The organism is Nocardia brasiliensis IFM 10847 (genome assembly GCF_000710915.1).
Lineage (GTDB): Bacteria > Actinomycetota > Actinomycetes > Mycobacteriales > Mycobacteriaceae > Nocardia > Nocardia brasiliensis_A.
Genome location: NZ_BAUA01000077.1, coordinates 69,914 through 94,665 on the forward strand (window position 1 = coordinate 69,914; position 24,752 = coordinate 94,665).

The 24,752-nt window shown below is 68.6% G+C and carries 27 protein-coding genes; 18 read left to right on the forward strand and 9 right to left on the reverse strand.

Annotated features, from left to right (window positions below; all coding sequences use genetic code 11):
• Positions 1 to 13: 13 nt before the first annotated feature.
• The 5 genes from NBRGI_RS16675 to NBRGI_RS16695 all read left to right on the forward strand — a co-directional run bounded on the left by NBRGI_RS16675 (position 14) and on the right by NBRGI_RS16695 (position 3,685).
• On the forward strand, positions 14 to 1,249 hold the full coding sequence (locus NBRGI_RS16675; protein ID WP_029897321.1) for an Rv3212 family protein: 1,236 nt from the start codon (positions 14 to 16) through the stop codon (positions 1,247 to 1,249).
• A gap of 58 nt (positions 1,250 to 1,307) precedes the next feature.
• Positions 1,308 to 1,814 (forward strand): nitroreductase/quinone reductase family protein, encoded by a 507-nt coding sequence (locus NBRGI_RS16680; RefSeq protein ID WP_029897323.1) that lies wholly within the window; start codon positions 1,308 to 1,310, stop codon positions 1,812 to 1,814.
• A gap of 75 nt (positions 1,815 to 1,889) precedes the next feature.
• Complete coding sequence (locus tag NBRGI_RS16685; protein WP_029897325.1) at positions 1,890 to 2,501, forward strand: acid phosphatase; 612 nt, start codon at positions 1,890 to 1,892, stop codon at positions 2,499 to 2,501.
• Positions 2,498 to 2,983: a GNAT family N-acetyltransferase gene (locus NBRGI_RS16690; protein WP_029897327.1), complete on the forward strand. Its 486-nt coding sequence runs from the start codon at positions 2,498 to 2,500 to the stop codon at positions 2,981 to 2,983. The genes NBRGI_RS16685 and NBRGI_RS16690 overlap by 4 nt, the downstream gene beginning before the upstream one ends.
• A 9-nt stretch (positions 2,984 to 2,992) precedes the next feature.
• Positions 2,993 to 3,685, forward strand: a complete 693-nt coding sequence (locus NBRGI_RS16695; RefSeq protein ID WP_029897329.1) for an endonuclease V — start codon at positions 2,993 to 2,995, stop codon at positions 3,683 to 3,685.
• A 13-nt stretch (positions 3,686 to 3,698) separates the two neighbouring features.
• On the opposite strand, the gene NBRGI_RS16700 is transcribed toward NBRGI_RS16695, so the two are convergent.
• Positions 3,699 to 4,115, reverse strand: coding sequence for a hypothetical protein (locus NBRGI_RS16700; RefSeq protein WP_029897331.1), 417 nt, complete (start codon positions 4,113 to 4,115; stop codon positions 3,699 to 3,701).
• Between the two features lie 141 nt (positions 4,116 to 4,256).
• Between NBRGI_RS16700 and NBRGI_RS16705 the strand changes: the two genes are divergently transcribed.
• Both NBRGI_RS16705 and NBRGI_RS16710 read left to right on the forward strand, forming a co-directional pair.
• Complete coding sequence (locus tag NBRGI_RS16705) at positions 4,257 to 5,201, forward strand: diacylglycerol/lipid kinase family protein (RefSeq protein WP_029897334.1); 945 nt, start codon at positions 4,257 to 4,259, stop codon at positions 5,199 to 5,201.
• A 251-nt stretch (positions 5,202 to 5,452) separates the two neighbouring features.
• Entirely contained in the window at positions 5,453 to 5,707 is a 255-nt protein-coding gene (locus NBRGI_RS16710) for a WhiB family transcriptional regulator (RefSeq protein WP_011211115.1), read from the forward strand.
• 113 nt (positions 5,708 to 5,820) lie between these two features.
• Here NBRGI_RS16710 and NBRGI_RS16715 read toward each other — a convergent pair whose 3' ends face one another.
• Both NBRGI_RS16715 and NBRGI_RS16720 read right to left on the reverse strand, forming a co-directional pair.
• Positions 5,821 to 7,335, reverse strand: a complete 1,515-nt coding sequence (locus NBRGI_RS16715) for a sensor histidine kinase (protein WP_014987786.1) — start codon at positions 7,333 to 7,335, stop codon at positions 5,821 to 5,823.
• Between the two features lie 22 nt (positions 7,336 to 7,357).
• The gene (locus NBRGI_RS16720) at positions 7,358 to 7,573 is read right to left on the reverse strand and encodes a biotin/lipoyl-binding carrier protein (protein WP_014987787.1); all 216 of its coding nucleotides are present in this window, start codon (positions 7,571 to 7,573) and stop codon (positions 7,358 to 7,360) included.
• Positions 7,574 to 7,708: 135 nt separating this feature from the next.
• On the opposite strand from NBRGI_RS16720, the gene NBRGI_RS49910 reads away from it, so the two are divergent.
• Positions 7,709 to 7,783, forward strand: a complete 75-nt coding sequence (locus NBRGI_RS49910) for a 50S ribosomal protein bL37 (RefSeq protein WP_022597109.1) — start codon at positions 7,709 to 7,711, stop codon at positions 7,781 to 7,783.
• Positions 7,784 to 7,883: 100 nt separating this feature from the next.
• On the opposite strand, the gene rsrA is transcribed toward NBRGI_RS49910, so the two are convergent.
• Positions 7,884 to 8,180, reverse strand: coding sequence for a mycothiol system anti-sigma-R factor (rsrA, locus tag NBRGI_RS16725; protein WP_014987788.1), 297 nt, complete (start codon positions 8,178 to 8,180; stop codon positions 7,884 to 7,886).
• The gene (locus NBRGI_RS43885) at positions 8,177 to 8,887 is read right to left on the reverse strand and encodes a sigma-70 family RNA polymerase sigma factor (RefSeq protein WP_280443126.1); all 711 of its coding nucleotides are present in this window, start codon (positions 8,885 to 8,887) and stop codon (positions 8,177 to 8,179) included. Before NBRGI_RS43885 ends, rsrA begins: the two co-directional genes overlap by 4 nt.
• A gap of 224 nt (positions 8,888 to 9,111) precedes the next feature.
• Between NBRGI_RS43885 and ybaK the strand changes: the two genes are divergently transcribed.
• Together ybaK and NBRGI_RS16740 are read left to right on the forward strand one after the other, a co-directional pair.
• On the forward strand, positions 9,112 to 9,606 hold the full coding sequence (ybaK, locus tag NBRGI_RS16735; protein ID WP_029897338.1) for a Cys-tRNA(Pro) deacylase: 495 nt from the start codon (positions 9,112 to 9,114) through the stop codon (positions 9,604 to 9,606).
• Between the two features lie 72 nt (positions 9,607 to 9,678).
• Positions 9,679 to 9,954 (forward strand): hypothetical protein, encoded by a 276-nt coding sequence (locus NBRGI_RS16740; protein WP_029897339.1) that lies wholly within the window; start codon positions 9,679 to 9,681, stop codon positions 9,952 to 9,954.
• A 38-nt stretch (positions 9,955 to 9,992) separates the two neighbouring features.
• Here the strand turns inward: NBRGI_RS16740 and NBRGI_RS16745 are convergent, their stop codons facing one another.
• Positions 9,993 to 10,775, reverse strand: coding sequence for an SOS response-associated peptidase (locus tag NBRGI_RS16745; RefSeq protein WP_029897340.1), 783 nt, complete (start codon positions 10,773 to 10,775; stop codon positions 9,993 to 9,995).
• Between the two features lie 205 nt (positions 10,776 to 10,980).
• Here NBRGI_RS16745 and NBRGI_RS16750 point away from each other — a divergent pair, with 205 nt between their 5' ends.
• Genes NBRGI_RS16750 through NBRGI_RS16765 form a run of 4 tightly spaced genes read left to right on the forward strand, consistent with a single transcriptional unit; the run spans position 10,981 to position 15,323 of the window.
• On the forward strand, positions 10,981 to 12,489 hold the full coding sequence (locus tag NBRGI_RS16750) for an aldehyde dehydrogenase family protein (RefSeq protein WP_029897342.1): 1,509 nt from the start codon (positions 10,981 to 10,983) through the stop codon (positions 12,487 to 12,489).
• Positions 12,490 to 12,528: 39 nt separating this feature from the next.
• Positions 12,529 to 13,830, forward strand: coding sequence for a 3-phosphoshikimate 1-carboxyvinyltransferase (aroA, locus tag NBRGI_RS16755; protein ID WP_029897344.1), 1,302 nt, complete (start codon positions 12,529 to 12,531; stop codon positions 13,828 to 13,830).
• Positions 13,827 to 14,813: a ribosome small subunit-dependent GTPase A gene (rsgA, locus tag NBRGI_RS16760; RefSeq protein WP_029897346.1), complete on the forward strand. Its 987-nt coding sequence runs from the start codon at positions 13,827 to 13,829 to the stop codon at positions 14,811 to 14,813. Before aroA ends, rsgA begins: the two co-directional genes overlap by 4 nt.
• A 33-nt stretch (positions 14,814 to 14,846) precedes the next feature.
• Complete coding sequence (locus tag NBRGI_RS16765; RefSeq protein ID WP_029897347.1) at positions 14,847 to 15,323, forward strand: hypothetical protein; 477 nt, start codon at positions 14,847 to 14,849, stop codon at positions 15,321 to 15,323.
• 31 nt (positions 15,324 to 15,354) lie between these two features.
• Here NBRGI_RS16765 and NBRGI_RS16770 read toward each other — a convergent pair whose 3' ends face one another.
• The 3 genes from NBRGI_RS16770 to NBRGI_RS49915 form a co-directional block, all read right to left on the reverse strand.
• Positions 15,355 to 15,756 carry a nuclear transport factor 2 family protein gene (locus NBRGI_RS16770; protein ID WP_029897349.1) on the reverse strand — a complete coding sequence of 134 codons (402 nt, stop codon included), beginning with the start codon at positions 15,754 to 15,756 and terminating at the stop codon, positions 15,355 to 15,357.
• A 198-nt stretch (positions 15,757 to 15,954) separates the two neighbouring features.
• Complete coding sequence (secA, locus tag NBRGI_RS16775) at positions 15,955 to 18,819, reverse strand: preprotein translocase subunit SecA (protein WP_029897351.1); 2,865 nt, start codon at positions 18,817 to 18,819, stop codon at positions 15,955 to 15,957.
• A 235-nt stretch (positions 18,820 to 19,054) separates the two neighbouring features.
• Positions 19,055 to 19,843, reverse strand: coding sequence for an Rv3235 family protein (locus NBRGI_RS49915; protein WP_370627774.1), 789 nt, complete (start codon positions 19,841 to 19,843; stop codon positions 19,055 to 19,057).
• Between NBRGI_RS49915 and NBRGI_RS16785 the strand changes: the two genes are divergently transcribed.
• From NBRGI_RS16785 to NBRGI_RS16800, 4 genes are all read left to right on the forward strand, one after another.
• Positions 19,775 to 21,190, forward strand: a complete 1,416-nt coding sequence (locus tag NBRGI_RS16785; RefSeq protein WP_029897355.1) for a WS/DGAT/MGAT family O-acyltransferase — start codon at positions 19,775 to 19,777, stop codon at positions 21,188 to 21,190. The genes NBRGI_RS49915 and NBRGI_RS16785 overlap by 69 nt on opposite strands.
• Before the next feature lie 10 nt (positions 21,191 to 21,200).
• Positions 21,201 to 21,740 (forward strand): DUF6912 family protein, encoded by a 540-nt coding sequence (locus NBRGI_RS16790; protein WP_014987801.1) that lies wholly within the window; start codon positions 21,201 to 21,203, stop codon positions 21,738 to 21,740.
• Positions 21,741 to 21,854: 114 nt separating this feature from the next.
• Positions 21,855 to 23,012 carry a ferredoxin reductase gene (locus NBRGI_RS16795; RefSeq protein WP_029897358.1) on the forward strand — a complete coding sequence of 386 codons (1,158 nt, stop codon included), beginning with the start codon at positions 21,855 to 21,857 and terminating at the stop codon, positions 23,010 to 23,012.
• 105 nt (positions 23,013 to 23,117) lie between these two features.
• The gene (locus tag NBRGI_RS16800) at positions 23,118 to 24,557 is read left to right on the forward strand and encodes a fatty acid desaturase family protein (protein WP_029897360.1); all 1,440 of its coding nucleotides are present in this window, start codon (positions 23,118 to 23,120) and stop codon (positions 24,555 to 24,557) included.
• Positions 24,558 to 24,752: the final 195 nt, after the last annotated feature.

Genomic DNA, 24,752 nt, shown 5'->3' on the forward strand with positions numbered 1-24,752 from the left:
TACTCTCGCAATCGTGCTCGCACCCGAGCGGCGAACGCGCGCCGACGTAATCTCCGCTGTCGCGATCGCCGCACTCGTGGTGGTCGCGGCTGTGGTGGTGTGGGCGCGCGGCGATGCGCGCGGCACCGAATCGGTGACCGCCACCTCGCCCGTGCCGACTCCCGCCGCGACCGATCAGCTGCCCACCTCGTTGCGCGAGCTGTGGCACGCGCCGAACGCCGCGAGCGAACGGGCGCTGGTCTCCGGCGGCGTCGTCGTCACCGGTGACGAGGGCACCGTCACCGGCCACGATCCGCGCACCGGCGACGAGCTCTGGTATTACCGGCGCGATATGCCGCTCTGCGGGATCGAGGGTCAGTTCACCACCGTGGTCGCGGTCTACCGGGACCAGCGCGGATGCAGTCAGGCCACGCTGCTGGCCGGTGACAACGGCGCGCGCCGCACCGCGCGCACCAGCTACATGGATCCGTCGGTGCGCCTGTCCGTCGACGGCACCTACACGCTGGCCCAGGGTCCGAAGCGGCTGGAGATGTGGCGTTCGGACCTGGTGCGCACCCTCGAATACGGGTTCGTGGACGCGCCGGTGAACGTGAAAACCCAACCGCGCAAAGGCTGCACGCTGTTGTCCTCGGGCTCGAGCCCGTCCCGGCTGGCCGTGCTGGAGCGCTGCCCCGAGGACGCGGCCGACCGGCTCACCGTGCTGAACCCGGCGCCGAAGGACAACACGGTGCCCGAAGAGCACGGTTCGCACGTATTGACCGGCCCCGGAAGCGATTCCGCCGACGCCAAGGTGCTCGCGGTGTCGGACAACCGGATCGTGCTCTATCTGCCCGGCGCGCCGGGCGCGTCCGGCGCGCAGCCCGCGCCGCCGCGCCTGGCCGTCTTCGACGCGACCGGCAATCCGATTGTCGTGCACCAGCTTTCGGCTCCGCTCAGCGCCGAGTCGACGACCACCCGAATCGGTTCGGCCTACCTGGTTTTCACCGGCAACAGCGTGATCGCCTTGAACGGCACCACGTTCGACCCGCTGTGGACCGCGGCGGGCGCGCTCGGCAGCCCGGCCATGATGGCGGGCCGACTACTGCTGCCGACGGCAGGCGCGATGGCGTTCCTCGATCCCACCTCCGGCGCCGAGGTCGGCCGGGTCCCGCTGACCCGCACCGACTACAGCGGTGCACCCATCTCCCTCGCGGTGCTCGGCTCGACCATCCTGGAACAACGCGGCACCGAGGTGTACGCCCTGGGCTGAGCACAGCCGCGACAATTCGGGGCGACCGCCTGTCGGTGGCGTGCGGCACACTACCGACATGAGTGAAAACGACCCCACCGCGGCCGCGTCGAAAAGCGACATCACCTCGTTCGACGACCCCGACGCGCCCTGGAACCAGGAATTCTCCGAAGCCGAGATGGCCAACTGGAACGACGGCGTGATCGAGGAGTTCCGGGCGGGCGCCGGCAAGGTCGGCGGCGCCTACGCCGGGGCCGAGCTCCTGCTGCTGACCACGACGGGCGCCAAGAGCGGCAAGCAGCACGTGGTCCCGCTCGGGCTGCTGCGCCGCGGCGAGACCATCTACCTGAGCTCGTTCATCGAGGACAAGTACCCGGCCTGGTATCACAACGTGAAGGCCGATCCGCGGGTCACCGTCGAGCTCGGCGGCGCGACCTACCGCGGCACCGCGAAGGCCCTGGAAGGCGCGGAATACGACGAGTTCGCGGCTTGGGCGCTGGCCGAGAACCCACTGCTGGCGGACTATCAGTCCAAGATCACGCGCCCGCTCCCGCTCGTCGTGCTGACGCTGGAGCCGCAGGACTGACCGAGCCGCCGCGGCCGACGCCCGGTGGCCACGGCCGGAGCACGCGCCCGGCCGGGCGTGAACCATGATGGATCCATGTCCGTACTCGACGATGCCCGGCTGGTGTTGCTCCGACACGGCGAGACCGCTTGGTCCACCGAGCGCCGGCATACCGGCAATACCGACGTGCCGCTCACCGAGCACGGCGAGGAGCAAGCCCGCGCCGCCGGTCCGCTGCTGGCGGCGCTGCGGCTGCGTGACCCGCTGGTACTCACCAGTCCGCGCCGGCGCGCGGTGCGCACCGCCGAGCTGGCCGGGCTCACCGTCACCGCGGTCGACGACGATCTCACGGAATGGGACTACGGCGACTACGAAGGCCTGACCACGCCCGAGATCCGCGAGACCGCTCCCGGGTGGACCATCTGGACCGGCGCGGTGCCCGGCGGCGAGTCCGCCGACGCGGTGCGCGTCCGTGCCGATCGAGTGCTCGCCTCGGTGGAACCCCAACTGCCCGAACGCGATATCGTGCTCGTCGGGCACGGGCACTTCTCCCGGGCGCTGATCGCCCGCTGGGCCGAGTTCGAGCTCACGGAGGGCCGCCGGTTCGCCATGTCGACCGGCGCGCTGACCGTGCTCGGCTACGAACACGAGGTGCGTACCGTGCACGCGCACAATCTCGTTCCCACCAGCAACGGAGCAATACTGTGACTGTAGAACTGCGCCGCGCCGTCCCCGCCGATGTGCCGGGACTGGTTCGGCTCGTCGAGGATCTGGCCGAGTACGAGAAGGCTCGCGACGAGTGCACGGTCACCGAAACCCAGCTGGACACCGCCCTGTTCGGACCCGAACCGAAGGTCTTCGCGCACGTGGTGAGCGAAGACGGCGAGCTGGTCGGCTGCGCGATCTGGTTCCTCAACTTCTCCACCTGGGACGGCGTGCACGGGATCTATCTCGAGGACCTCTACGTCAAGCCGCAGACCCGCGGCAAGGGTTACGGCAAGGCCTTGCTCACCGCGCTGGCCCAGGAAGCCGTCGAGCACGGCTACAGCCGCCTGTCCTGGTCGGTGCTGACCTGGAACACCCCGTCCATCGAATTCTACGAATCCCTCGGCGCCGCGGCGCAAGACGAGTGGGTCGGCTATCGCCTGTCCGGCGAGGCGCTCGACCGGCTGGCCAAGGACGGGCAGTAGCGCACGACGATGACATGGCTCGCACATCTCGACGAGACCACCTGGCCGACGACCCCGGACGAGGCCATCGCGATCCAGGACGAACTGCGTCCCAAGGTCGAAACCACCGGCCCGGCAACCGAATTCCGGATGATCGCCGGGCTCGACTGCGCCTACGCGGACACCGGAGCGGTCGCGGCCGCGGTGGTCGTGCTGGACGCGACCACCCTGGAGACCGTCGAAACCTCTGTCGCGCACGGGGTCTCCCATTTCCCGTACTACCCCGGCCTGCTCGCCTTCCGCGAATTACCTACCACCATGCGGGCTTTGGCGCAGCTCGCCGCCGCTCCCGACCTACTGGTCTGTGACGCACAGGGTTTGGCGCATCCGCGCCGCCTCGGCTTCGCCTGTCATATCGGTGTGCTCACCGGGGTGCCGACCATCGGCGTCGCGAAGTCGGTCTGGGGCGACTACGCCGAACCCGGGCCCGAGCGCGGCGCGCGCACCGACGTCACCATCGACGGCGAGGTCGTCGGCAGCGCGTTGCGCACCAGGGCGGGGGTGAAACCCGTCTTCGTCTCCATCGGCCATCGCATCGACCTGGACACCGCGTGCGCGCAGGTGCTCGCGCTCACCCCGGCGTACCGCCTGCCGGAGACCACGCGGCGCGCGGACGCGCTGTGCCGCGCGGCGCTCAAAGGCGCGGTGGCCGGCCAGGGGTGAGGGCCGGACGGCGTCAGTCGGGTTCTACGCCGTAGTCCGCGGCCATCCACCGGGTCGACGGCGGCGCGAACAGCAGGATCAGGCTGCCCAGCGCCACGACGCCGAGGGCCGCGCCGAGCAGCGGCTGATGCGAGTCGGTGAGCAGCGACCAGGTGACCGGCAGCAACAGCAGTTGCGCGATGACCGCGATCGCGCGGCCCCACCGCTTTCCGAGCAGCAAGCCGATGCCCGCCGCGAGCACGGCGCCCCCGAGGATGCCGAACCAGGCGGCCGTGCCGTACCCGCTCGTCGCCGTCTGGTCGGCGCCGAGCAGCCCGCGCACGATCAACACCAGCGCCACGATCACCGCGACGCCGCCCTCCAGTGTCACCAGCGCGCCCGCGCCACGCACGGTCGTCGGCACGCCTGCGGCACCGTCACCTCTACCGATTTCAGCCACCCGCCAAGCCTAGGCTCTGTCCGGAAGTCCGGCCGGATGCCGCCGCGGTTCGGCTCCGCGCCCGGCCGCCTCGCGGCCGGTCCGGTTCAGCGGCTTTTCGGACCGGTTCGGCGGCCAATTAAGCTGCGTGGCGTGCGGACCCTGCTGATCGTGAATCCGAATGCCACCTCGACGACGCCGGCGACTCGCGACCTGCTGGCGCACGCGCTGGAGAGCCGCACCCAGCTGACCGTCGCGCACACCCAGCACCGCGGGCACGCCGCCGAACTGGCCCAGTGGGCGGCCACCAACGAGATGGATCTGATCGTCGTGCACGGCGGCGACGGGACGGTCAACGAGACCATCAACGGGTTCCTGCCGCTGCCCGAACTCAACGACGGCCAGGCCTGGCTGCCCCGGCTCGGCGTGATCCCCGGCGGCTCGGCGAACGTGTTCGCCCGTGCGCTCGGCATCTCCCCCGATCCGGTGACCGCCACCAATCAGCTCATCGATCTGCTCACCCTGGACAAGGACCGCCGCATCGGACTCGGCCTGGCCGACGATCGGTGGTTCACGTTCAGCGCGGGAGTCGGTCTCGACGCCGATGTGTGCGAAGCCATCGATGAAAGTCGCGCCGACGGAAAAACCGCGACGCCCGCCCGATATCTTCGAACAACTGTGCGACAGTTTTTCCGCGCACGACGCAGGGAACCGTCCGTTCGGATCGAAATCCCGGGCCACGAACCGATCACCGACGTGCATTACGCCTTCGTAACGAACACCACCCCGTGGACCTACCTGAACACCACCCCGGTGCACACCAACCCGGGCACCAGGTTCGAAACAGGTCTCGGCGTGTTTGCCGTGCGTTCGATGGCAGTACTGCCTACACTGCTGCTTGCCAGGCAGCTTTTGGCTGTCGATGGAAACCCCAAGTCCCGCAATTTGTTTCGCGAGGACAACGTTCCGTCCGTGCGCGTCGAGACGAAGGAACCCATCGGTCTGCAAATCGATGGCGACTTTATCGGGAAGCGCAACGTGGTGGATTTCACGGCGGTGCCCGCCGTCTTGGACGTCGTGGCGCCGCGACCAGCCTGATGCAGAAAACGCACGAAAAACATCGTGGTTGCGCTGCGAAAACCGGGTAGAGCGAGTACAAAGGACCGGGCAGGTTCCCCCAGCGGGAGTCGTTGAGCGTGAGCTTCCCCACGGTGCACCAGATACCTATTGACATCTACGGTGTTCGTGAAAGCATTCACAAGCAACCGTGCGGAAACATTCGAGTCGCACAAGTGAACGATCCACAAACCGTCGGCGCCCTTTGCGGCGCCCAGCAAAGGAGCAGAGGAATGGACTGGCGCCACAAGGCCATCTGTCGCGACGAGGACCCCGAACTGTTTTTCCCGGTGGGTAACAGCGGTCCCGCGCTCGCGCAGATTGCCGATGCCAAGCTGGTCTGCGCTCGCTGCCCCGTTACCGCTGACTGCCTGTCCTGGGCCCTGAAGTCCGGACAGGATGCCGGCGTGTGGGGCGGTATGAGCGAGGACGAGCGTCGGGCGCTGAAGCGTCGCAACGCGCGCACACGCACCCGCACCGTCGTCTGAGCAGACGTTCGGATTTACCGGACCTTTCAGCCCGGTCCGGTAAGCGCATTCAAGCCCGGCACCCCAGAGGTGCCGGGCTATCTTGTGCCTCAATACATATGACGAACCCGTCGCTAACGACCGGAACGCCGCCCGAGCGGCACGCGTAGCACCGCGTCGGTCCCGATGTCCGCACCGGGATGCAGGCCGATCGAACCACCGAGTTCGGCCGTCACCAGCGTCCGCACGATCTGCAGGCCGAGCCGGTCCGAGGATTCCAGGCTGAATCCGGCGGGCAGGCCGCGACCGTCATCGCTGATGATCACATCGAGCCAGCGGGCCGAACGTTCGGAACGGATTGTCACCGAACCGTTCTCGCCCGAATCGAAGGCATGCTCGATCGCGTTCTGCACCAGCTCGGTCAGCACCATCACCAGCGGCGTCGCCCGCTCGGCGGAGAAGACGCCCAGCGAACCCGCCCGGCGCACCTTGATCCGCGCGGTGTGCACCGTGGCCACATCCGCCATGATCGGCAGCAGCCGGTCGACCACCTCGTCCAGGTCGACCTCTTCGTCCACCGACATCGACAGCATCTCGTGCACCGACGCGATCGAGGTGACCCGGCGCACCGACTCGGTGAGCGCGACCTGAGCCTCCTCGTTCTCGGTCCGGCGGGCCTGCAGGCGCAGCAGCGCGGCGACGGTCTGCAGGTTGTTCTTCACCCGGTGATGGATCTCCCGGATGGTGGCGTCCTTGCTGAGCAGCGCGCGGTCGCGCCGCTTGACCTCGGTGACGTCGCGGACCAGCACCGCGGCCCCCGCGAGCTCACCGTGCGGGCGCAGCACCAGCGTGCGCAGCAGCACGGTCGCACCGCGCGCCTCCACCTCCATCCGGCGACCGGTGCGCCCGGCCAGCGCGGCCTGGATGTCGCCGACCACCTCCTGCGCGTCGAACGGGTCGGTGATCAGCGACCTGGTCAGCACCGCGAGGTCCTGCCCCGCCAGGTCGGCCTGCAAGCCCATCCGGTGATAGGCCGACAGCGCGTTCGGGCTGGCGTAGACGACGATGCCCGCGGTGTCGAGCCGGATGAAGCCGTCACCCGCGCGCGGGCTGGAGTGGGTGGCCGCGCGGTCCTCGGTGGTCGGGAAGGTGCCGTCGGCGATCATCTGGCACAGGTCGTCCGCGCAAGCGACATAAGCGATTTCGAGGGTGCTGCGGACCCGGGACCGCTGCACGTCGGTGTCCCGGCTGAGCACCGCGATCACGTCGTCGCCGCAGCGCACCGGGATGGCCTCGCGCACCGCGTGCACCGGAGTGGGGTGATAGACGCCGGAGGTCTCCACGTCGTGGTCTGCGCGCACGATCTTGCCGGACATCAACGCGTCGAACACCTGCGGATGATCGGCCTGCAACGCCAGCGTGCCGACCAGGTCCTCCTGGTGCACAGTGGGCGCGGTGGTCGGACGGCACTGCGCGACACACACGATGTCGGCGCCCTCCGCGATCGGTCCGGCGCCGACCCAGAGCAGCAGATCGGCGAAGGACAGATCGGCGAGCAGTTGCCAATCACCCACCACCCGCTGCAAATGGTCCACGGCGACGCCGGGTAAGTCGGTGTGTTCGGCTAGCAGTTCACTGAGGGTCGCCATGGGGTTCTACCGCCGCAATCGCTCAGGAGATCACAGCGATCAGGTGGCCCGCCTTGATGGCGTCGCCCTCTTTGACGCCGATCGAGCTCACCGTGCCGCCGACCTCGGCCAGCACCGGGATCTCCATCTTCATCGACTCCAGGATGACCAGGGTGTCGCCCTCTTTCACGACGTCCCCCTCCTTGGCCACGACCTGATAGACGACCGACACCAGCTCCGCCAGCACTTCCTCAGCCATGACACCCCATTCACTCGGTTGGTTCGGACAGCTCGCTCGCCGGGAACGAACGGCCCTGCCGCGCGGCCTGCATCCGCTGGAACTACAGCCAACCACACATGAAACAATGGCCTTCAATCAGAAGGGAGACTACCTATGGGTAAGCGCGGACGTAAGAAGCGTAGTCGCAAGGGCAACGCGGCCAACCACGGCAAGCGGCCCAACGCCTGAGCGTTGTGCTCAGCCGAAAAACGTAGAGCGGCACGCACTTCCTTACGGAAGGCGTGCCGCTCTAGTTGTTCCGATGTTGCAGTTGTTCCGGTGCTGCGCGCTAGGAGTCGGCGGCGTCGATCGAGGACTCCACCTTGGTCACCGTGACCGAACGGCGGATCTCGATGGTCAGCCGGTCCCGCAGGCCCTCGGGGGCGCGGTCACCGCCGCATTTGCGGCTCAGCAGACCCTTGATCTTCTCCTCGATGCCGTAGGCCTCGATGCAGGGCGAGCAGTGGTCCATGTGGTGCTGTAACCGGGCACGGGTCTCGTCGTTGCACTCGCCGTCCAGCATCAGCCAGATGTCGGTGAGAACGGCGGTGCAGTCGAGGTCCATGTCGGGGTCCCGCTCAGTCACTGCTTAACCTCCTGGCGTTCCCCCGAACGGTTGAATCCACGCTCGCGCGCCACGTCGGCGAGCAAACCCTTGAGCTGCTTGCGGCCGCGGTGCAGCCGGGACATCACGGTACCGATCGGGGTGCCCATGATGTCGGCGATTTCCTTATACGGGAAGCCCTCGACATCGGCGTAGTACACGGCCATCCGGAATTCCTCCGGCAGCTCCTGCAGCGCGGCCTTGATGTCGTCGTCCGGCAGTGCGTCCAGCGCCTCGACCTCGGCCGAACGCAGACCCTGCGACGTGTGCTCGGCGGTTGCCGCCAGCTGCCAGTCGGTGATCTCGTCGGTCGGATACTGCGCGGGCTGACGCTGCTTCTTGCGGTAGGAGTTGATGTAGGTGTTGGTCAGGATCCGATACAGCCAGGCACGGAGGTTGGTGCCCTCTTTGAAGGACTTGAACCCCTGGAACGCCTTGACGTAGGTCTCCTGCACCAGATCCTCGGCGTCGGCCGGGTTCCTGGTCATCCGCAACGCGGCACCATAGAGCTGGTCGAGCAGCGGGAGCGCGTCGCGCTCGAACCGCTGGGCCAGCTCCGTATCGTCGACCGCGGCGGCACCGACACCGTCGGTCACCACGTCATCGTCGCTCGTCACACCTGTCCCTTCGATCGCCGTACCTGCCAAATCTACCGGCAACGGCAATGCGACCGGGAATCCGGCATCCATCGGCGACGTCGTCGTCCGCACCGGACGTTCGTCGAGCAGCAGTGGCACCGGCATCTCCTTCACGTCGTTCACGGGCCTCATAGGCGGACGGTGGGCGCTTCGTCCCAGCCGGGCGCTGTGTATTCGCTTGCAACATGCGCGACACGTCCTCTGTTCCCACCGCGGCCGCCGCGCGCCGGAAAACCGGTGCCGCGCGGCCGGGACGCGCCGTTAAGGTGTGCGCCATGGCAGGAGCCTCTACACCGGCGGTGCGTGTGCTGACCAAGGCGCGGGTCGAACACCGCGTGCACGCCTACACCCACGATCCGCGGGCGGACTCGTTCGGGACCGAGGCGGTGGACGCGCTCGCGGACCGCGTCGGGGTGGTCGCGGCGCAGGTCTTCAAGACCCTGGTGCTCGAGCTGTCCACCGGCACGCTCGCGGTGGCCGTGCTGCCGGTGCCGAACACGTTGTCGCTCAAGGCCGCGGCGGCCGCGCTGGGTGCGCCGAAGGCGAGCATGGCGGACAAGGCGAAGGCCGAGCGGAGCACCGGCTACGTGCTCGGCGGGATCTCCCCGCTCGGACAGCGCAAGCGGTTGCCGACGGTGATCGACGACTCCGCCCTGTCCTGGGATCGGATCCTGTGCAGTGCCGGACGGCGCGGCCTGGAGATCGAGGTGGCCCCGGCCGAGCTGATCCGGCTGGCCGCGGCGGTGACCGCCACGATACGGACGGTGTAAAACCGGGAATTCGCGACAACCTGTGCGTCAATGGACGAGCCAGATTCGTCCGACTCGAGGATGTGATGCGAAATGTCCGCGCAACTGCGTGTGCGCTCCATGATCGTCGCCCTGCTCGGAACCTTCGCCTTGGCCTGCGGCGTGGTGGCGCCGGGCAGCGCCGTGGCCCAGCCGGCCCCGCCCGCCGCGACCCAGATCGATGACAGCGCCACCGAGAGCCCGGACAAGAAGGCCGACAAGGCCGAGAAACTCGGCGGCACCGTGACCACCAAGGTCATCGACCTGGTCACCGGCATCGTGAAATGCGGGTTGAACATCGCGAGCCCGTCGGTGAAGTGCTCGATCTGACCGAGTCCTGCAGGTGACCAGGCGCAGAGCCGAGCGGATCAGAGCAAGCTGATCTGCTCGGCTTCTTCCTTTTCCGACACCGGCGCGAGCAGTTCGGGCCCGTTGTTCTTCACGCTGTTCACCAACGACGGGACCGGCCGCGCCACGATGCCCGCGATGACCTCCTCGCCGGGCGTCTCCAGCAGGCTCGCGGGCGCGGGGTGGTCCGGGTCGAGCCAGGCGTCCCAGTGCTCGCGCGGCATCGGCAGCGGCATCCGATCGTGGATGCGGGTCAGGTCGCCGATCGCGTCGGTGGTCAGGATGGCGCACGACAGCAGCGGCTCGCTGTCGGGCAGCGCGCGATCACGCCACACCGACCACAGCCCCGCCATGTACAGCCGGGAGCCGTCCGCCTGCGCCATGAAGAACGGATGCTTGGCCACCTTGCCCTTGGCGCCCGCCGCGGGCTCGACCACCCATTCGTACCAACCGTCCATCGGCACCAGGCAGCGCCGGTACTTCACGGCGTCACGGAACGAATTGGTGGTCGCGGCCTTGTCGGCCCGGGCGTTGAACAGCGGCTTGCCTTTCACCGGCACACCCGGCTCGGCGGCCTTGGTCCACACCGGGATCAGGCCCCAGCGCATCCGGCGCAGCCGCAGCTTCGGCTCGTCGTCCTTGTGACCGTGCTCGTGGCGCTCGACCACGGTGAGGATCTGGGTCGTCGGCGCGACGTTGTAGTTGGTGTAGTTGCCCGCGCCCGCGGTGTCGGTCTCATCGATCGCATCCAGCTCGACCGCGAGCCGGCCGGGATCTGTCGTGGTCGCATATCGTCCGCACATATCTCGATACTCCCACCCCGCACCGACAACCTCGTGGACAATTGGTCCATAGCTGGTGACCTGTTGAGAGTTTTGACCTAACATTCTCTCAGAGGATGGGGGTTCATCGTGCCCGTCCGCTGACGCATGCGCACCGACCGGCCACCGCCTGGACACCGCGGGCCCCGTCGCCCGCGCATCCACCGGCAAGAGGAGAAGACTCACCGTGACATCCACCGACATCAAACCGGCCGACCACGACACGGCACTCACGTCGGTCAATCCCGCCACGGGCGAGGTCATCGGCACGTACCCGATCGCCGACGAGGCGGCGGTGCGGGCGGCCGTGGCGAAGGCCAGGACCGCCGCCGCCACCTGGGGCGCGCTGAGCTTCGACGAACGGCGCACCCACCTGTTGCGCTGGTCGAGCCGGCTGGTCGCGGACTCGGACGAATTCTGCAAGCTGATCCACGCCGAGAACGGCAAACCGCTCGACGACGCCTTCCTCGAACTGATGCTCGCGCTCGAGCACATCGCCTGGGCGGCCAAGAACGCCAAGAAGCTGCTCTCGCCGAAGAAGGTCGCGCCCGGCGCGTTCATGTCGAACTTCGCCGCCCGGGTCGAACAGCGCCCGCTCGGGGTCGTCGGCGTCATCGGCCCGTGGAACTATCCCGTCTACACCCCCAACGGCTCCATCGGTTACGCGCTGGCCGCGGGCAACACCGTGGTGTTCAAGCCGAGCGAATACTCCACCGGCATCGGCAATTTCCTCGCCGAGGCGTTCGCCAAGGCCAATCCGGAACTGCCCGAAGGCGTGTTCATCAGCATCAACGGTTACGGCGCGACCGGGGCGGCGCTGGTCAAGGCCGATATCGACAAGATCGCGTTCACCGGCTCCACCGCGACCGGCAAGCGGATCATGGCGGCGGCCGCCGAGAACCTGACCCCGGTGCTGCTCGAATGCGGCGGCAAGGACGCGGTGATCGTCGCGGGTGACGCCGACGTGAAGGCCGCCGCCGACGCGGTCGCCTGGGGCGCCACCGCCAACAGCGGCCAGACCTGCGCGGGCGTGGAGCGGGTGTACGTCGACCGGTCGGTGCGCGAGGAATTCGTCGCCGAGCTCAAGAAGATCCTGGAGAAGGTAGGCCCCGGCGAAGGCGAGGGCGCGGCGTACGGCCCGATGACCATGCCGAGCCAGATCGACATCGTGCGCAAGCACATCGACGACGCGCTGAAGCACGGCGGCACCGCCGTGCTCGGCGGCCCGGAATCGGTGAAGGCGCCGTTCATCGAACCGGTCGTGCTGCTCGACGTGGACGAGAACTCGCAGGCCGTGCAGGAGGAGACCTTCGGCCCGACGGTCACCATCCGCACCGTGAACGGCGTGGACGAGGCGGTCGAGCTGGCGAACAACAACCGGTACGGGCTGTCCTCGGCGGTCTACTCGAAGAAGAACGGGCTCGACATCGCGCGCAGGCTGCACGTCGGAGCCACGTCGGTGAACTCGGTGCTCGCCTTCGCGGCCATCCCCGGCCTGCCGTTCGGCGGCGTCCGCGATTCCGGGATCGGCCGCATCCACGGCGAGCCCGGACTGCGCGAGTTCTCCCGCCCGCACGCGATCGCGGTGCAGCGCTTCGCGATTCCCGGCATGGCGCTGCTCAGCTACTCGCGCACCCAGTCCACCATGAAGCTGCTGCGCAAGCTGGTCCCCTTCATCCACGGGCGGCACAAGTAGCGAACACCGCCCGCGTGTCCGTCGGGGCGAGCTGAGAAGATGGAACACGTGAGTTTCTGGCCAGCGCCCCATGTCGATGTCCCTGTGCACGCGACCGTGACCCTGCCCGGGTCGAAATCGATCACGAACCGGGCATTGATCCTGGCCGCCCTGGCGGACGGGCCCTCGACCCTGTCCGGGGCGCTGCGCAGCCGCGACACCAATCTGATGATCGCGGCGCTCAGCGCGCTGGGCGCGGTCATCGAGGGTGACGGTGACACGCTCACCGTCACCCCGGCCACGCTGCGCGGCGGCACCGTGGACTGCGGGCTCGCGGGCACCGTGATGCGGTTCCTGCCGCCGGTGGCCGCTCTGGCCGCGGGCGAGGTGTCCTTCGACGGCGACGCGCAGGCCCGGGTGCGCCCGCTCAGTACGATCCTGGACGCGCTGCGCGATCTCGGCGCCGAAATAGACGGGGACGCACTGCCTTTCACGGTGCACGGCAAGGGCGCGCTGCGCGGCGGCACCGTCACCATCGACGCGTCCGGGTCCTCCCAGTTCGTCTCGGGCCTGCTGCTGTCCGCGGCCCGGTTCGACGAGGGTCTGACCGTGCACCACGACGGCAAGGCGCTGCCGTCGATGCCGCACATCGAGATGACCGTCGAGATGCTGCGCCGGGCGGACGTGCAGGTGCAGACGCCCGCGGACAGCCGCCAGGCGCAGACCTGGGCCGTCACGCCGGGTCCGATCCGCGCGGTGGAATGGGATGTCGAACCCGATCTGTCCAATGCGACACCGTTTCTCGCGGCCGCCGCGGTCACCGGCGGTGAGGTGCGCATCCCGCATTGGCCGCGGCTGACCACGCAGCCGGGCGACGTGATCCGGGAGATCCTGGTGCGGATGGGCGCCGAGGCACGCATTTTCGACGGCGTGCTCACCGTGCACGGCCCGGATCGGCTGGCCGGCATCGACATCGACCTGCACGACGTCGGCGAGCTCACGCCCACCGTCGCCGCGCTGGCCGCCCTGGCCGACTCCCCCTCCGTGCTGCGCGGCATCGCGCACCTGCGCGGCCACGAAACCGACCGGCTCGCCGCGCTGTCCACCGAGATCAACCGGCTCGGCGGCAAGGTCACCGAGACCGAGGACGGGCTCGAGATCGTGCCCGCCACGCTGCACGGCGGACGCTGGCACTCCTACGCCGATCACCGGATGGCAACGGCCGGAGCCATTCTCGGCCTGCGCGTGCCCGGCGTCGAAATCGAGGACATCGGCACCACCGCCAAGACGCTGCCGAATTTCGTAGCGCTGTGGCAGCAGATGCTCGACTCCACGTCGGCCGATCAGGAGGCGGCGCACTGAGAAAGCGCGAGTACGACGAATCCGACGTCCGGGTGCGCCCGGGCAAGAGTTCGCGACCGCGCACGAAAACCCGTCCGCAGCACAATGATGCCGAACCCGCCATGGTGGTGTCGGTGGACCGGGGCCGCTGGGGCTGTGTGCTCGGCGGGGATCCCAGCAGGCAGATCGTCGCCATGCGGGCCAGGGAACTCGGCCGCACCCCCATTGTGGTCGGCGATCAGGTGGACGTGGTCGGCGACCTGTCCGGCAGACCCGACACGCTGGCCCGCATCGTGCGGGTCACCGATCGCCGAACGGTGTTGCGGCGCACCGCCGATGACACCGATCCGTTCGAACGCATCGTGGTCGGCAACGCCGAACAGCTGTTCATCGTCGTCGCCCTCGCCGACCCGCCGCCGCGCACCGGTTTCGTCGAGCGCTGCATGGTCGCGGCGTTCGCCGGCGGACTGCGGCCGGTGTTGTGCCTGACCAAGCACGATCTGGACGCCGCATCCGAATTCGCTTCCGCCTTCGAGGATCTCGATCTCACCATCGTCTACGGCGGCATCGAGGATCCGCTGGAACCGGTGCTCGAGCTGCTGCACGATCGGCTCACCGCGTTCATCGGGCACTCCGGCGTCGGCAAGTCGACGCTGGTGAATCGTCTTGTGCCGGACGCGTATCGGGCCGTCGGCGCGGTGTCCGGGGTCGGCAAGGGCAAGCACACCTCCACCCAGTCGGTGGCGCTGCCGCTGCCCGCGGGCGGCTGGGTGATCGACACCCCCGGCGTGCGCTCCTTCGGCTTGGCCCACATCACCCCCGACGACGTGGTCGCCGCCTTCAGCGACCTCGCCGCCGCCATCGAGGACTGTCCCCGCGGCTGCACCCACCTCGGCCCGCCCGCCGACCCGGAGTGCGCCCTGGACCAGCTCCCCGGCAAACAGCGCCGGGTCGCCGCCATCCGCGTCCTGCTCAACGCCCTGAACAGCAACGAAAACTATTAGCCGCCAGGCACTCCCGGCTCTACACTGCGGTCCATGCGTTACGTCGATCTGAATGCGACGGTCGGCGAGATCACCGGGGTGCTCAGCCCCGCGCCCTACCTCCGGCGACTGCCCGAGCTGGCCGCCGAGTTGCCAATGGGTGCAAGGGCTTTCGCCACCGACCCGGAGCACTACGACTTCTACGGCAAGCGCTGCGTGAAAGATCTGAAGTTCCTGGACATCCGGGACACCGACACCGGGGTCGAGCTCCGGCTCCGGCACAACTGCTGGAAACACGACGAAGACCTGACCATCCGCTACACCGCGCCGACGGACCGCGTCGTCACGCTGGACAGTCCGGGACGTACCGGATTCCACGAGTTGATCCTGGACGAGATCTTGCCGCATCCGGACGGCTGCACCCACGAACTCGTCTTCCACACCGGCACCATCGTGGTCACCTGCACGGACCTCGCCGCCGACTGGACCGCGGCGGACTGTCCCGATCTGGCACAGCGCCAGGACCATTGATCAGCTGGGGACCTTCCCCAGTGATCATCTTTCAGTCGGACAGCGCGGCGCGCGAGTGGTCCTGGCCGTCGGGCTGGCCGGGCGCGAACGGCCACTCCTCGAACCAGGTGCAGCGGCCCTGGTCGTCGAAGCGCAGTATCCACAGGTCGCGCCAGCGTGCCGGTTGGCTCGGGTAGTCGACCTCGGCCCGGACCACCGCGGTGAGTCCGTCCACCGCAACCACCTCGGGCTCGATCGAGAACGACTCGTCCGGTCCGTCGCGGCCGGCCTCCCAGAATTTCGCGAGCGCGGTCAAGCCGGTGAGCGGCTCCGCCCATGGCGAAACCAGATAACCGACATCGGGGGTGAAGAGGTCGCCGAGTGTGTCGGTGCCCGGCGCCCGCCAGGCCCGTTCGTAAGCGCCGACCCATGCCTCAACTGTGCTCCGGTCCACGCGAGCAGAAACTACGCCTGATCGTCACGCGCCGTGCCGAATCCGGGGCAAATAACGATCGCACCGGTCCTTTCATGCGCCGCCCGGCCGGCGCGTTCCGCCCGGCTACATCGGCCGAACCGCCGAGCGGGCGGCCGCGAACGGCGAAGGCGCCCAGGGACCCGAGTCCGTGGGCGCCTTCGAGGGTTCGCTCCGTCGTCAGTGCCTGCGGCGCGGCTTGGGGGCGCGCTTGGGCTTGGACTGGGCGCGGGCGGCCTCGCGGCGTTCGCGCCGGGTGGTGTTGCCGGTGTCCTCGTCGCCGTACTCCTCGGCGTCACTGTGCACCGCGCGGCCACCGCCCTCGGTCGGGCCCGAGTAGCTGAAGCCCCGCCGATTGGGGTCGTCGATGCCCTTGGCACGCAAGGCCGCCGGGGCGACGCTGCCGTTGCCGGCCGGTGCCTCCTCGGTGGGCAACGGACGCGGCGCGGACATCGCGCCGACCGGCGAGCGCAGGCCCGCGTCGATCGAGACGCCCTCGGGCTGCGGCTGCTGCACCTCGACCTGCAGGTTGAACAGGAAGCCGACCGACTCCTCCTTCAGGCCGTCGAGCATCGCCGAGAACATGTCGAAGCCCTCACGCTGGTACTCCACCAGGGGATCGCGCTGCGCCATCGCGCGCAGGCCGATGCCCTCCTTGAGGTAGTCCATCTCGTAGAGGTGCTCGCGCCACTTGCGGTCCAGCACCGAAAGCAGCACCTGCCGTTCGAGATTGCGCATGCTGCCCTGGCCGGCCAGCCCGTCGATCTCGGCCTCGCGCCGCTCGTAGGCGTCGTGCGCGTCGTCGAGCAGCGCGTCCAGCAGCTCCTCGCGGGTCAGGTCACCGGCGTCGCCGACCGCGGTCTCCCCGGTCAGATCCTGGTGCCGGATGCCCACCGGATACAGCGTCTTGAGCGCGGTCCACAACTTGTCCAGGTCCCAGTCCTCGACGTACCCCTCGGCGGTGGCGCCGTCGACGTAGGCGGTGATCACGTCGGTGATCATCTCCTGGACCTGGCCCTCCATGTCCTCGCCGCGCAGGATCCGGTTGCGCTCGCCGTAGATGACGGTGCGCTGCTGGTTCATCACCTCGTCGTACTTGAGCACGTTCTTGCGGATCTCGAAGTTCTGCTGCTCGACCTGGGTCTGCGCGCTCTTGATCGCCTTGGAGACCATCTTGGCCTCGATCGGCACGTCGTCGGGCAGGTTGAGCCGGGTCATGATGGCTTCCAGCGCGGCGCCGTTGAAGCGGCGCATCAGCTCGTCACCCAGCGACAGGTAGAACCGCGACTCGCCCGGGTCACCCTGACGGCCGGAGCGACCACGCAGCTGGTTGTCGATACGACGCGACTCGTGCCGCTCGGTGCCGAGCACGTAGAGCCCGCCCGCCTCGCGCACCCGGTCGGCGTCGGCCTTGGTCTGCGACTTGACCTGCTCCAGGGTGGGCAACCAGGCCTGCTGGTAGGCGTCCGGCGTCTCCACCGGGTCCAGGCCCTCCTTGCGCAGGATGAGGTCGGCGATGATGTCCGGGTTGCCGCCGAGCACGACGTCGGTACCGCGGCCGGCCATGTTCGTCGCGACGGTGACCGCGCCCGGCCGACCGGCCTCGGCGATGATCGCGGCCTCGTTCTCGTGGAACTTGGCGTTCAGCACGGTGTGCGCGATGCCGCGCTTGGTGAACTGCTTGGACAGGTACTCCGAGCGCTCGACGCTGGTGGTACCGATCAGCACCGGCTGGTCGCGTTCGTGCCGCTCGGTGACGTCGTCGACCACGGCCGCGAACTTGGCCTCTTCGGTCTTGTAGATCAGGTCGGACTGGTCCTGGCGGATCATCGGCTTGTTCGTCGGGATCGGGACCACGCCGAGGTTGTAGATCTGGTGCAGCTCGGCGGCCTCGGTCTCGGCGGTACCGGTCATGCCGGACAGCTTGTCGTAGAGGCGGAAGTAGTTCTGCAGCGTGATCGTCGCCAGGGTCTGGTTCTCCGGCTGGATCTCGACCGCTTCCTTGGCCTCGATCGCCTGGTGCATGCCCTCGTTGTAGCGACGGCCCACCAGGATGCGACCGGTGAACTCGTCGACGATGATCACTTCGCCGTCGCGGACGATGTAGTCCTTGTCGCGGGTGTAGAGCTCCTTGGCCTTGATGGCGTTGTTCAGGTAGCTCACCAGCGGCGAGTTGGCCGCTTCGTACAGGTTGTCGATGCCGAGCTGATCCTCGACGAACTCGACGCCCGCCTCGTGCACGCCGATGGTGCGCTTCTTGATGTCGACCTCGTAGTGCAGGTCCTTCTTCAACAGCGGTGCGATGCGCGCGAATTCGGCGTACCACTTGCTGGAAGCGTCGGCCGGGCCGGAGATGATCAGCGGGGTGCGCGCCTCGTCGATCAGGATGGAGTCGACCTCGTCGACCACGGCGAAGTTGTGCCCGCGCTGCACCAGATCGTCGAGCGAGTGCGTCATGTTGTCACGCAGGTAGTCGAAGCCGAACTCGTTGTTCGTGCCGTAGGTGATGTCGGCGCCGTAGGACACCCGCCGCTGCGCGGGCGTCATGCCGGACAGGATCACGCCGACCTCGAGCCCGAGGAAGCGGTGCACGCGGCCCATCCACTCGGAGTCGCGCTTGGCGAGATAGTCGTTGGTGGTGACGATGTGCACGCCGTCGCCGCTGATCGCGTTGAGGTAGGCGGGCAGCACCGAGGTGAGCGTCTTGCCCTCACCGGTCTTCATCTCGGCGATGTTGCCGGTGTGCAGCGCCGCGCCACCCATGATCTGCACCTTGTAGTGCTTCTGGTTCAGCACCCGCCACGAGGCCTCCCGTGCCACCGCGAAGGCCTCGGCCATCAGCGCGCCGAGCGGATCGGAGTGCCCCTCTTCGACCATGTCGGAGTAGCGCTCACGGAACTCGTCGGTCTTGCCGCGCAGCTCGGCGTCGGTGAGCTGTTCGTACTCCGACTCGAGTTCGAGAACCTGGTCGGCGAAGTTGGCGAGCCGCTTGACCATGCGACCCTCACCAATCCGTAGCAACCTCGTCAGTGTCAGCGCAGGCACGGGTCTCGTCAGTCCTCTGGTCGGTGTGTCAGTCGTGTCGATCGGCGCCGGGCCGAGGGTGTACACCCGGCCGGCGTGCGGGCTCGCGCGCCGGGCGCGGATTCCGCTGCACGGTTCATGGTAATGCGGTGCCGATCGTAGGCGTCGACAAGCAGCGGTGTTCGGTCACACCGCAGGAACGAGCCTGCGTAGCTACCCGGCACCGGGGCACCTGCCGTGTCGTCCGCCCTGGTACTCACAGTACGCGGAACGCGGTCAGCTGCCAGCCCGCCCGATGCAACGTGACCCGCGCGGCGACCGCGAAGATCCGATGGCCACGCTGGTAGGTGCCGTACACCTCGGCGGTTTTCGGACCGGCGGGTTCGACGCCGATCTTGGTCAGCTGCGCGGGCCCGAGGGCGGCGGCCCGCGGTGCGGTCCGGGCCAGGGTCTCCAGCGCGGCGAACACCGACGCGGAGGTCAGCGGCCGCACCTGCGCCACCGGCCGCCTGCCGTCGAGCACCTCGAGCACCAGCCGCAGCGAATTCTCCGCGAATCGATGTGCCGCCGAACCTGTTTCGGTCTCGGTCCCGTACGATGTGAGGCGTCCGTCGTGCCGGGCGCGTCGACCCGCGGCCCGTGCGGAAGACCCGCTGCGTGACGGCATGCGACGGCAGGGCAGCGCGGCTCGTGGTGACGAAGCAGCAGGCCGTGGCTGATCCCCGGCCGCGCGATCACGGTCCAGCGGCGGTTCGATGTGCGGCGCGGGCGAAAGCGACGGTCGCCGACTGTGCATCCCATGCCCCCCTGTGATCGAATCGAGTCCCCGTGCTCGAATCAGACAGCCTGCCACGGAAGCCAGGACGGGTAAAGGGGAATGTCGATATCGCCGGATACGCCACAGCGGACGAGCTGAATCGTTGGGGCGACAGCACAATGGGCGTGAGACGGCATCGGAAAAGGAGCACCGGGCAGCGTGATCACGAGACTGACCCCGCAGGACGCGTCCTTCTACCGGCTCGAGTCGAGCAGTAATCCGATCCATATCGGCTCCCTCGCGATCCTGCGGCACACCGATCCCGATTCGGCGGTCCCCGCGCTGGATTACGACCGGCTCGTCGACCTGGTCGAGGCCCGCCTCTCGCTGGTGCCCCGCTATCGCCGCAAGGTGCGCGAGATTCCGCTGGCGCTCGGGCGCCCGGTCTGGGTGGAGGACAGCGCTTTCGACATCACCTACCACATCCGCCGCTCCGCGCTGCCCGCGCCGGGCACCGATGCCCAGCTGCACGAACTGGTCGCCCGGCTGTCCTCGCGCCCGCTCGACCAGACCCGGCCGCTATGGGAGATGTACCTGATCGAGGGCCTGTCCGACGGCCGGTGCGCACTGTTCACCAAGACGCATTCCGCGCTGGTCGACGGCGATACCGCGCTGGAGATCGGGCACGTCGTGCTCGACGCGGGCCCCTCGCCGCGCGAACTCGCCGACGACGCGTGGCGTGCGCCGCGCGAGCCCGACGACATGGAACTGCTGCTCGGCGCGCTGACCCACCTGGCCGCGCAGCCGCGCGAAGCGCTCGAGGTGGCCCGGCACGCGGGCGGTCAGGCGTTCGCGGTGATCGGCGCCGCCGGCCGCGCGGTGGACTCGGTGGTCACCGCGGTGCGCGCGGCGGCCAGCGGCACCCCCGACAGCCCGCTCAACGCGCGCATCTCGCGCAACCGGCGCTTCGATGTGGTGCGGACCGAGCTGGAGGACTACCGCAAGATCCGCAAGCGCTTCGACTGCTCGATCAACGACGTCATCCTCGCGGTGGTCACCGGCGCGTTGCGCAACTGGCTGCTGTCGCGGGGCGAGACGCTCACCGAGCCGACCACGCTGCGGGCCGTGGTGCCGATGTCGGTGTACGTCGACGGGGTGGACGGCGCCCGGCTGAATCCGGCAAGCGAGGTGTCCTCGTTCCTGATCGATCTGCCGGTCGGCGAACCCAATCCGGTGATGCGGCTCTCGCACATCGCGCACGCCACCGAGGCCAACGGCAGGCACCGGCGCGGGGTACGGGCCCGGACCCTGGTCCATCTCGCCGGGTTCGCTCCGGCGAGCCTGCATGCGATGAGCGTGCGCGCGGCGAGTACGTTCGCAGAGCACACGTTCAATCTGGTGATCACCAACGCGCCGGGTCCGCAGACGCCGATGTACATCGGCGGCGCGCGGATGCTGGAGATGTATCCGGTGTCGCCGCTGCTGCGCAATCAGGCCTCGAGCATCGGGATCACGTCCTACGACGGACGGGTCTTCTACGGACTCAACGCCGACCGCGACGCGATGGCCGACATCGGCGTGCTGGCCGCGTCGGTGCGCGATTCCATGGAGGAGATGCTCGGTGCCTGCGTCTGATCAGGAGAAAATGCGGGTCTACATTCCCGCGACGGTGCCGATGCTGCGCGAGCTCGTCGCGAACCGGGAACTACGCCCGGTCGGCGGGACCGCGTTCGCGGTGACCCCGGCGCTGCGCGAGGCCTACGCCTCGGGCGACGACGAGGAACTGGCCGAGGTCGCGATGGGCGAGGCCGCGCGGGCCTCGCTGCGCCTGCTCGCCGCCGAACGCGACGATCTCGACGAACCGGCCGACGACGCCGAGCCGGTGCCCACGGGCCGGCCGGTCTATCGGCGCGCGGTGATCGCCGCCGACGTGACCGGCGCGAAGCTGCGGCCCGATCTCGACGACGCTGTGGTGAAGCTGCCGGGACTGCTGACCTACGACCAGATCGGCAGCGTGCACGTCGACCTGGCCCAGGCCGAACCGGAGGTGGCCAAGGCCGTCGACGTGGTGGATGCCGCGGACCTCGGCGACACCGACGCCGAATTCGTGCTCGGCGACGCCGAGGACCACCAGCTCGCCTGGTATGCCGCGCAGGAACTGCCGTTCCTGCTCGAATTGCTCTGAGCCGCGCGGTCACCGGACCGCGGCCCCGAGGCGCTCCCCGGCCGAACCTACGATGCCGTAACCTTGCTGTGGCGTGGGCAGCGCATCCGACGAACAGGAAGACGAACGGCAGCGATGAGCTCGAAAAATGGGGGATTCTCCGTGCGCGGCGTGCGGCAGTGGCTGGAAGCTCCGGCCGCGAGCGTCGCCGAACGCGGCGGCAAGTTGAACGTGCTGCGGGGAGCCGTGGCCCGGGTCACCACCCCGTTGCTGCCGGACGACTACCTGCACCTGGCCAACCCGCTGTGGTCGGCGCGCGAGCTGCGCGGCCGCATCGTGGACGTGCGCAAGGAAACCGCCGACTCGGCCACCCTGGTGATCAAGCCGGGCTGGGGCTTCGACTTCAAATACGAACCCGGTCAGTACATCGGCATCGGCGTGCTCGTCGACGGTCGCTGGCACTGGCGCTCCTACTCGCTGACCTGCCCGCCGAACTGGTCGGATCCGGGCGTCGGCGGCAAGCGCGTCATCTCGATCGCGGTCAAGGCGATGCCGGAGGGGTTCCTGTCCAGCCACCTGGTCAGCGGCGTCCCGGTCGGCACCGTGGTGCGCCTGGCCGCGCCGCAGGGCGGTTTCGTGCTGCCCTACCCGCCGCCGGAGCGGGTGTTGTTCCTCACCGCGGGCAGCGGCATCACCCCGGTCATGGCGATGCTGCGGGCGATGGACCGGCGCGATCTGGTCACCGACGTGGTGCACCTGCACTCCGCGCGCACCGCGCAGGACGTGATGTTCGGCGCCGAGCTGCGCGATCTGCACGACAGGCACCCGAGCTTCACCTCCCACCTGCACCTCACCGGCGAGCAGGGCAAGTTCGCCCTGGCCGATCTGGACACGAAGTTCCCCGACTGGCGCGAGCGCCAGACCTGGGCCTGCGGCCCGGCCGCGATGCTCGACGAGATCGAGCACCACTGGCGCGACGCCGGTCTGGCCGATCAGTTGCACGTCGAGCGGTTCGAGATCGAGCGCTCCGCGGTGGGCGAGGGCGGCACGGTCAGTTTCGGCAAGACCGGGCGGACGGTCGAGGTGGACGGCGCGACCAGCCTGCTGGAAGCGGGCGAGTCGGCCGGCGTGCAGATGCCGTTCGGCTGCCGGATGGGCATCTGCCAAACCTGTGTCGTGACACTGAGTTCCGGCTACGTGCGCGATCTGCGCAACGGCGACGAGCATCGCGAAGGCGACAAGGTGCAGACCTGCGTCTCCGCCGCGGCGGGGGACTGCACGCTCGACGTCTGAACGACGCGGCGGCGCGCCGGGCCACGCGGCCCGGCGACGACGACGCGGCAGCACGAGGGCCCCTTGGGTACCCTCGAAGCAAATCGAGTAGGGAAAGGAACCCCGGTGGCCATCACCGATATTCAGGCGTTCGCCCATCTCACGGCGGCCGACATCGAGACACTGGGGCAGGAACTCGATTCGATCCGGCGTTCGGTGGAGCAGTCGCGTGGCGCACGTGACGCCAAGTACATCCGGCGGACCATCGCCGCGCAGCGCGGCCTCGAGGTCGCCGGGCGCGCGGTGCTGTTCGGCAGCCGCAACCGGTGGGCCTGGCTCACCGGCACCGCGTTGCTGTCGGTCGCCAAGATCATCGAGAACATGGAGCTCGGGCACAACGTCAGCCACGGGCAATGGGACTGGATGAACGATCCGGAGATCCACTCCAGCTCCTGGGAGTGGGATATGACGGGGCCCTCGTCGCAGTGGCGGCGGGCGCACAACTACTCCCACCACACCTATACCAACGTGCTCGGCAAGGACGAGGACCTCGGCTTCGGCATCCTGCGGATGACCCGCGACGAGCCGTGGAAGCCGATCCACCTGGTGCAGCCGGTGGCGAACCTGGTGCTCGCGGCCACCTTCGAGTGGGGTATCGCGCTGCACGACTGGAGCATCGAGAAGGAACTGGCCGACACCCCGCGCTGGGAACTGATGTCCCCGCCGAACCGGGAGTTCGGCCGTAAGATCGCCCGCCAGGTGACCAAGGACTTCCTGCTCTACCCGGCGCTCACCGGCCCGGCGTTCAAGTCGACCCTGAAGGCGAACGCGACCGCGAATCTGATCCGCAACCTGTGGGCCTACGCCGTGATCTTCTGCGGCCACTTCCCCGACGGTGCCGAGAAGTTCACCATCGAACAGCTCGAGGGCGAGACCAGCGGCGAATGGTATCTGCGGCAGATGCTCGGCAGCGCCAATTTCAAGGCGGGTCCCGCCATGGCGTTCATGAGCGGCAACCTCTGCTACCAGATCGAACACCACCTGTTCCCGGACCTGCCGAGCAATCGGTACCCGGAGATCGCGGTGCGGGTGCGCGAACTGTGCGACAAGTACGACCTGCCGTACACCACCGGCTCGCTCGGCAAGCAGTACCTGCTCGCCTTCCGCACCATCCACAAGCTGGCCCTGCCGGACCGCTTCCTGAAGGCCACCTCCGACAACGCGCCCGAGACGTCCTCGGAACGCAAGTTCGCGGGCATCACGCTGCCGTCGCTGCCCAGCGCGGAGACAGCGCACTGGCTCGGCGTCGACCCGGAAACCGGGCAGCGCCGCGGCCTGCGCTCGGCCCTGCGCGAGGCCAAGGTGGTGCTGAAGGAGAAGGCCCAGCAGGAGAAGGAGATGCTGCGCGAGGCCAAGCGCGCACTCAAGGAGAAGGCCGAGCACGAAAAGGTGGTGCTGCGCGAGGCCACCCAGGCCCTGCAGGACCGGGCCCGCCAGGAGCAGGCTTCGCTGCGCCGAAAGGCCGTGCGCGAGCGGGCTCTGTGGCGACTGCGGCGCAGCCGCTAGCCGAGCCGCGACACCGGTACCCGCATCCGGGTACCGGTGCGCACTCCGCCTGCCGGGGAGACGAAGCGCACAGCTTGCGCGCAGCGGGTTCGCGGGGGCAGAATCGACCGTCCGCGTGACTGTCGGCCGTGCTGGAAGGCTGTGCGGGAGAAGGCTTTACGCCGTACCGCGGACGCCGTTCAACTACCATCTTCC

Coding starts and splice junctions, on each gene's coding strand:
- NBRGI_RS16680 (WP_029897323.1), top strand. CDS start 1,308: ATGAGTGAAAACGACCCCACCGCGGCCGCGTCGAAAAGCGACATCACC.
- NBRGI_RS16685 (WP_029897325.1), top strand. CDS start 1,890: ATGTCCGTACTCGACGATGCCCGGCTGGTGTTGCTCCGACACGGCGAG.
- NBRGI_RS16695 (WP_029897329.1), top strand. CDS start 2,993: ATGACATGGCTCGCACATCTCGACGAGACCACCTGGCCGACGACCCCG.
- NBRGI_RS16710 (WP_011211115.1), top strand. CDS start 5,453: ATGGACTGGCGCCACAAGGCCATCTGTCGCGACGAGGACCCCGAACTG.
- NBRGI_RS16715 (WP_014987786.1), bottom strand. CDS start 7,335: ATGGCGACCCTCAGTGAACTGCTAGCCGAACACACCGACTTACCCGGC.
- NBRGI_RS16720 (WP_014987787.1), bottom strand. CDS start 7,573: ATGGCTGAGGAAGTGCTGGCGGAGCTGGTGTCGGTCGTCTATCAGGTC.
- NBRGI_RS43885 (WP_280443126.1), bottom strand. CDS start 8,887: ATGGATGCCGGATTCCCGGTCGCATTGCCGTTGCCGGTAGATTTGGCA.
- ybaK (WP_029897338.1), top strand. CDS start 9,112: ATGGCAGGAGCCTCTACACCGGCGGTGCGTGTGCTGACCAAGGCGCGG.
- NBRGI_RS16740 (WP_029897339.1), top strand. CDS start 9,679: ATGTCCGCGCAACTGCGTGTGCGCTCCATGATCGTCGCCCTGCTCGGA.
- NBRGI_RS16745 (WP_029897340.1), bottom strand. CDS start 10,775: ATGTGCGGACGATATGCGACCACGACAGATCCCGGCCGGCTCGCGGTC.
- aroA (WP_029897344.1), top strand. CDS start 12,529: ATGGAACACGTGAGTTTCTGGCCAGCGCCCCATGTCGATGTCCCTGTG.
- NBRGI_RS16765 (WP_029897347.1), top strand. CDS start 14,847: ATGCGTTACGTCGATCTGAATGCGACGGTCGGCGAGATCACCGGGGTG.
- NBRGI_RS49915 (WP_370627774.1), bottom strand. CDS start 19,843: ATGGATCGGATTACTGCTCGACTCGAGCCGGTAGAAGGACGCGTCCTG.
- NBRGI_RS16790 (WP_014987801.1), top strand. CDS start 21,201: ATGCGGGTCTACATTCCCGCGACGGTGCCGATGCTGCGCGAGCTCGTC.
- NBRGI_RS16795 (WP_029897358.1), top strand. CDS start 21,855: ATGAGCTCGAAAAATGGGGGATTCTCCGTGCGCGGCGTGCGGCAGTGG.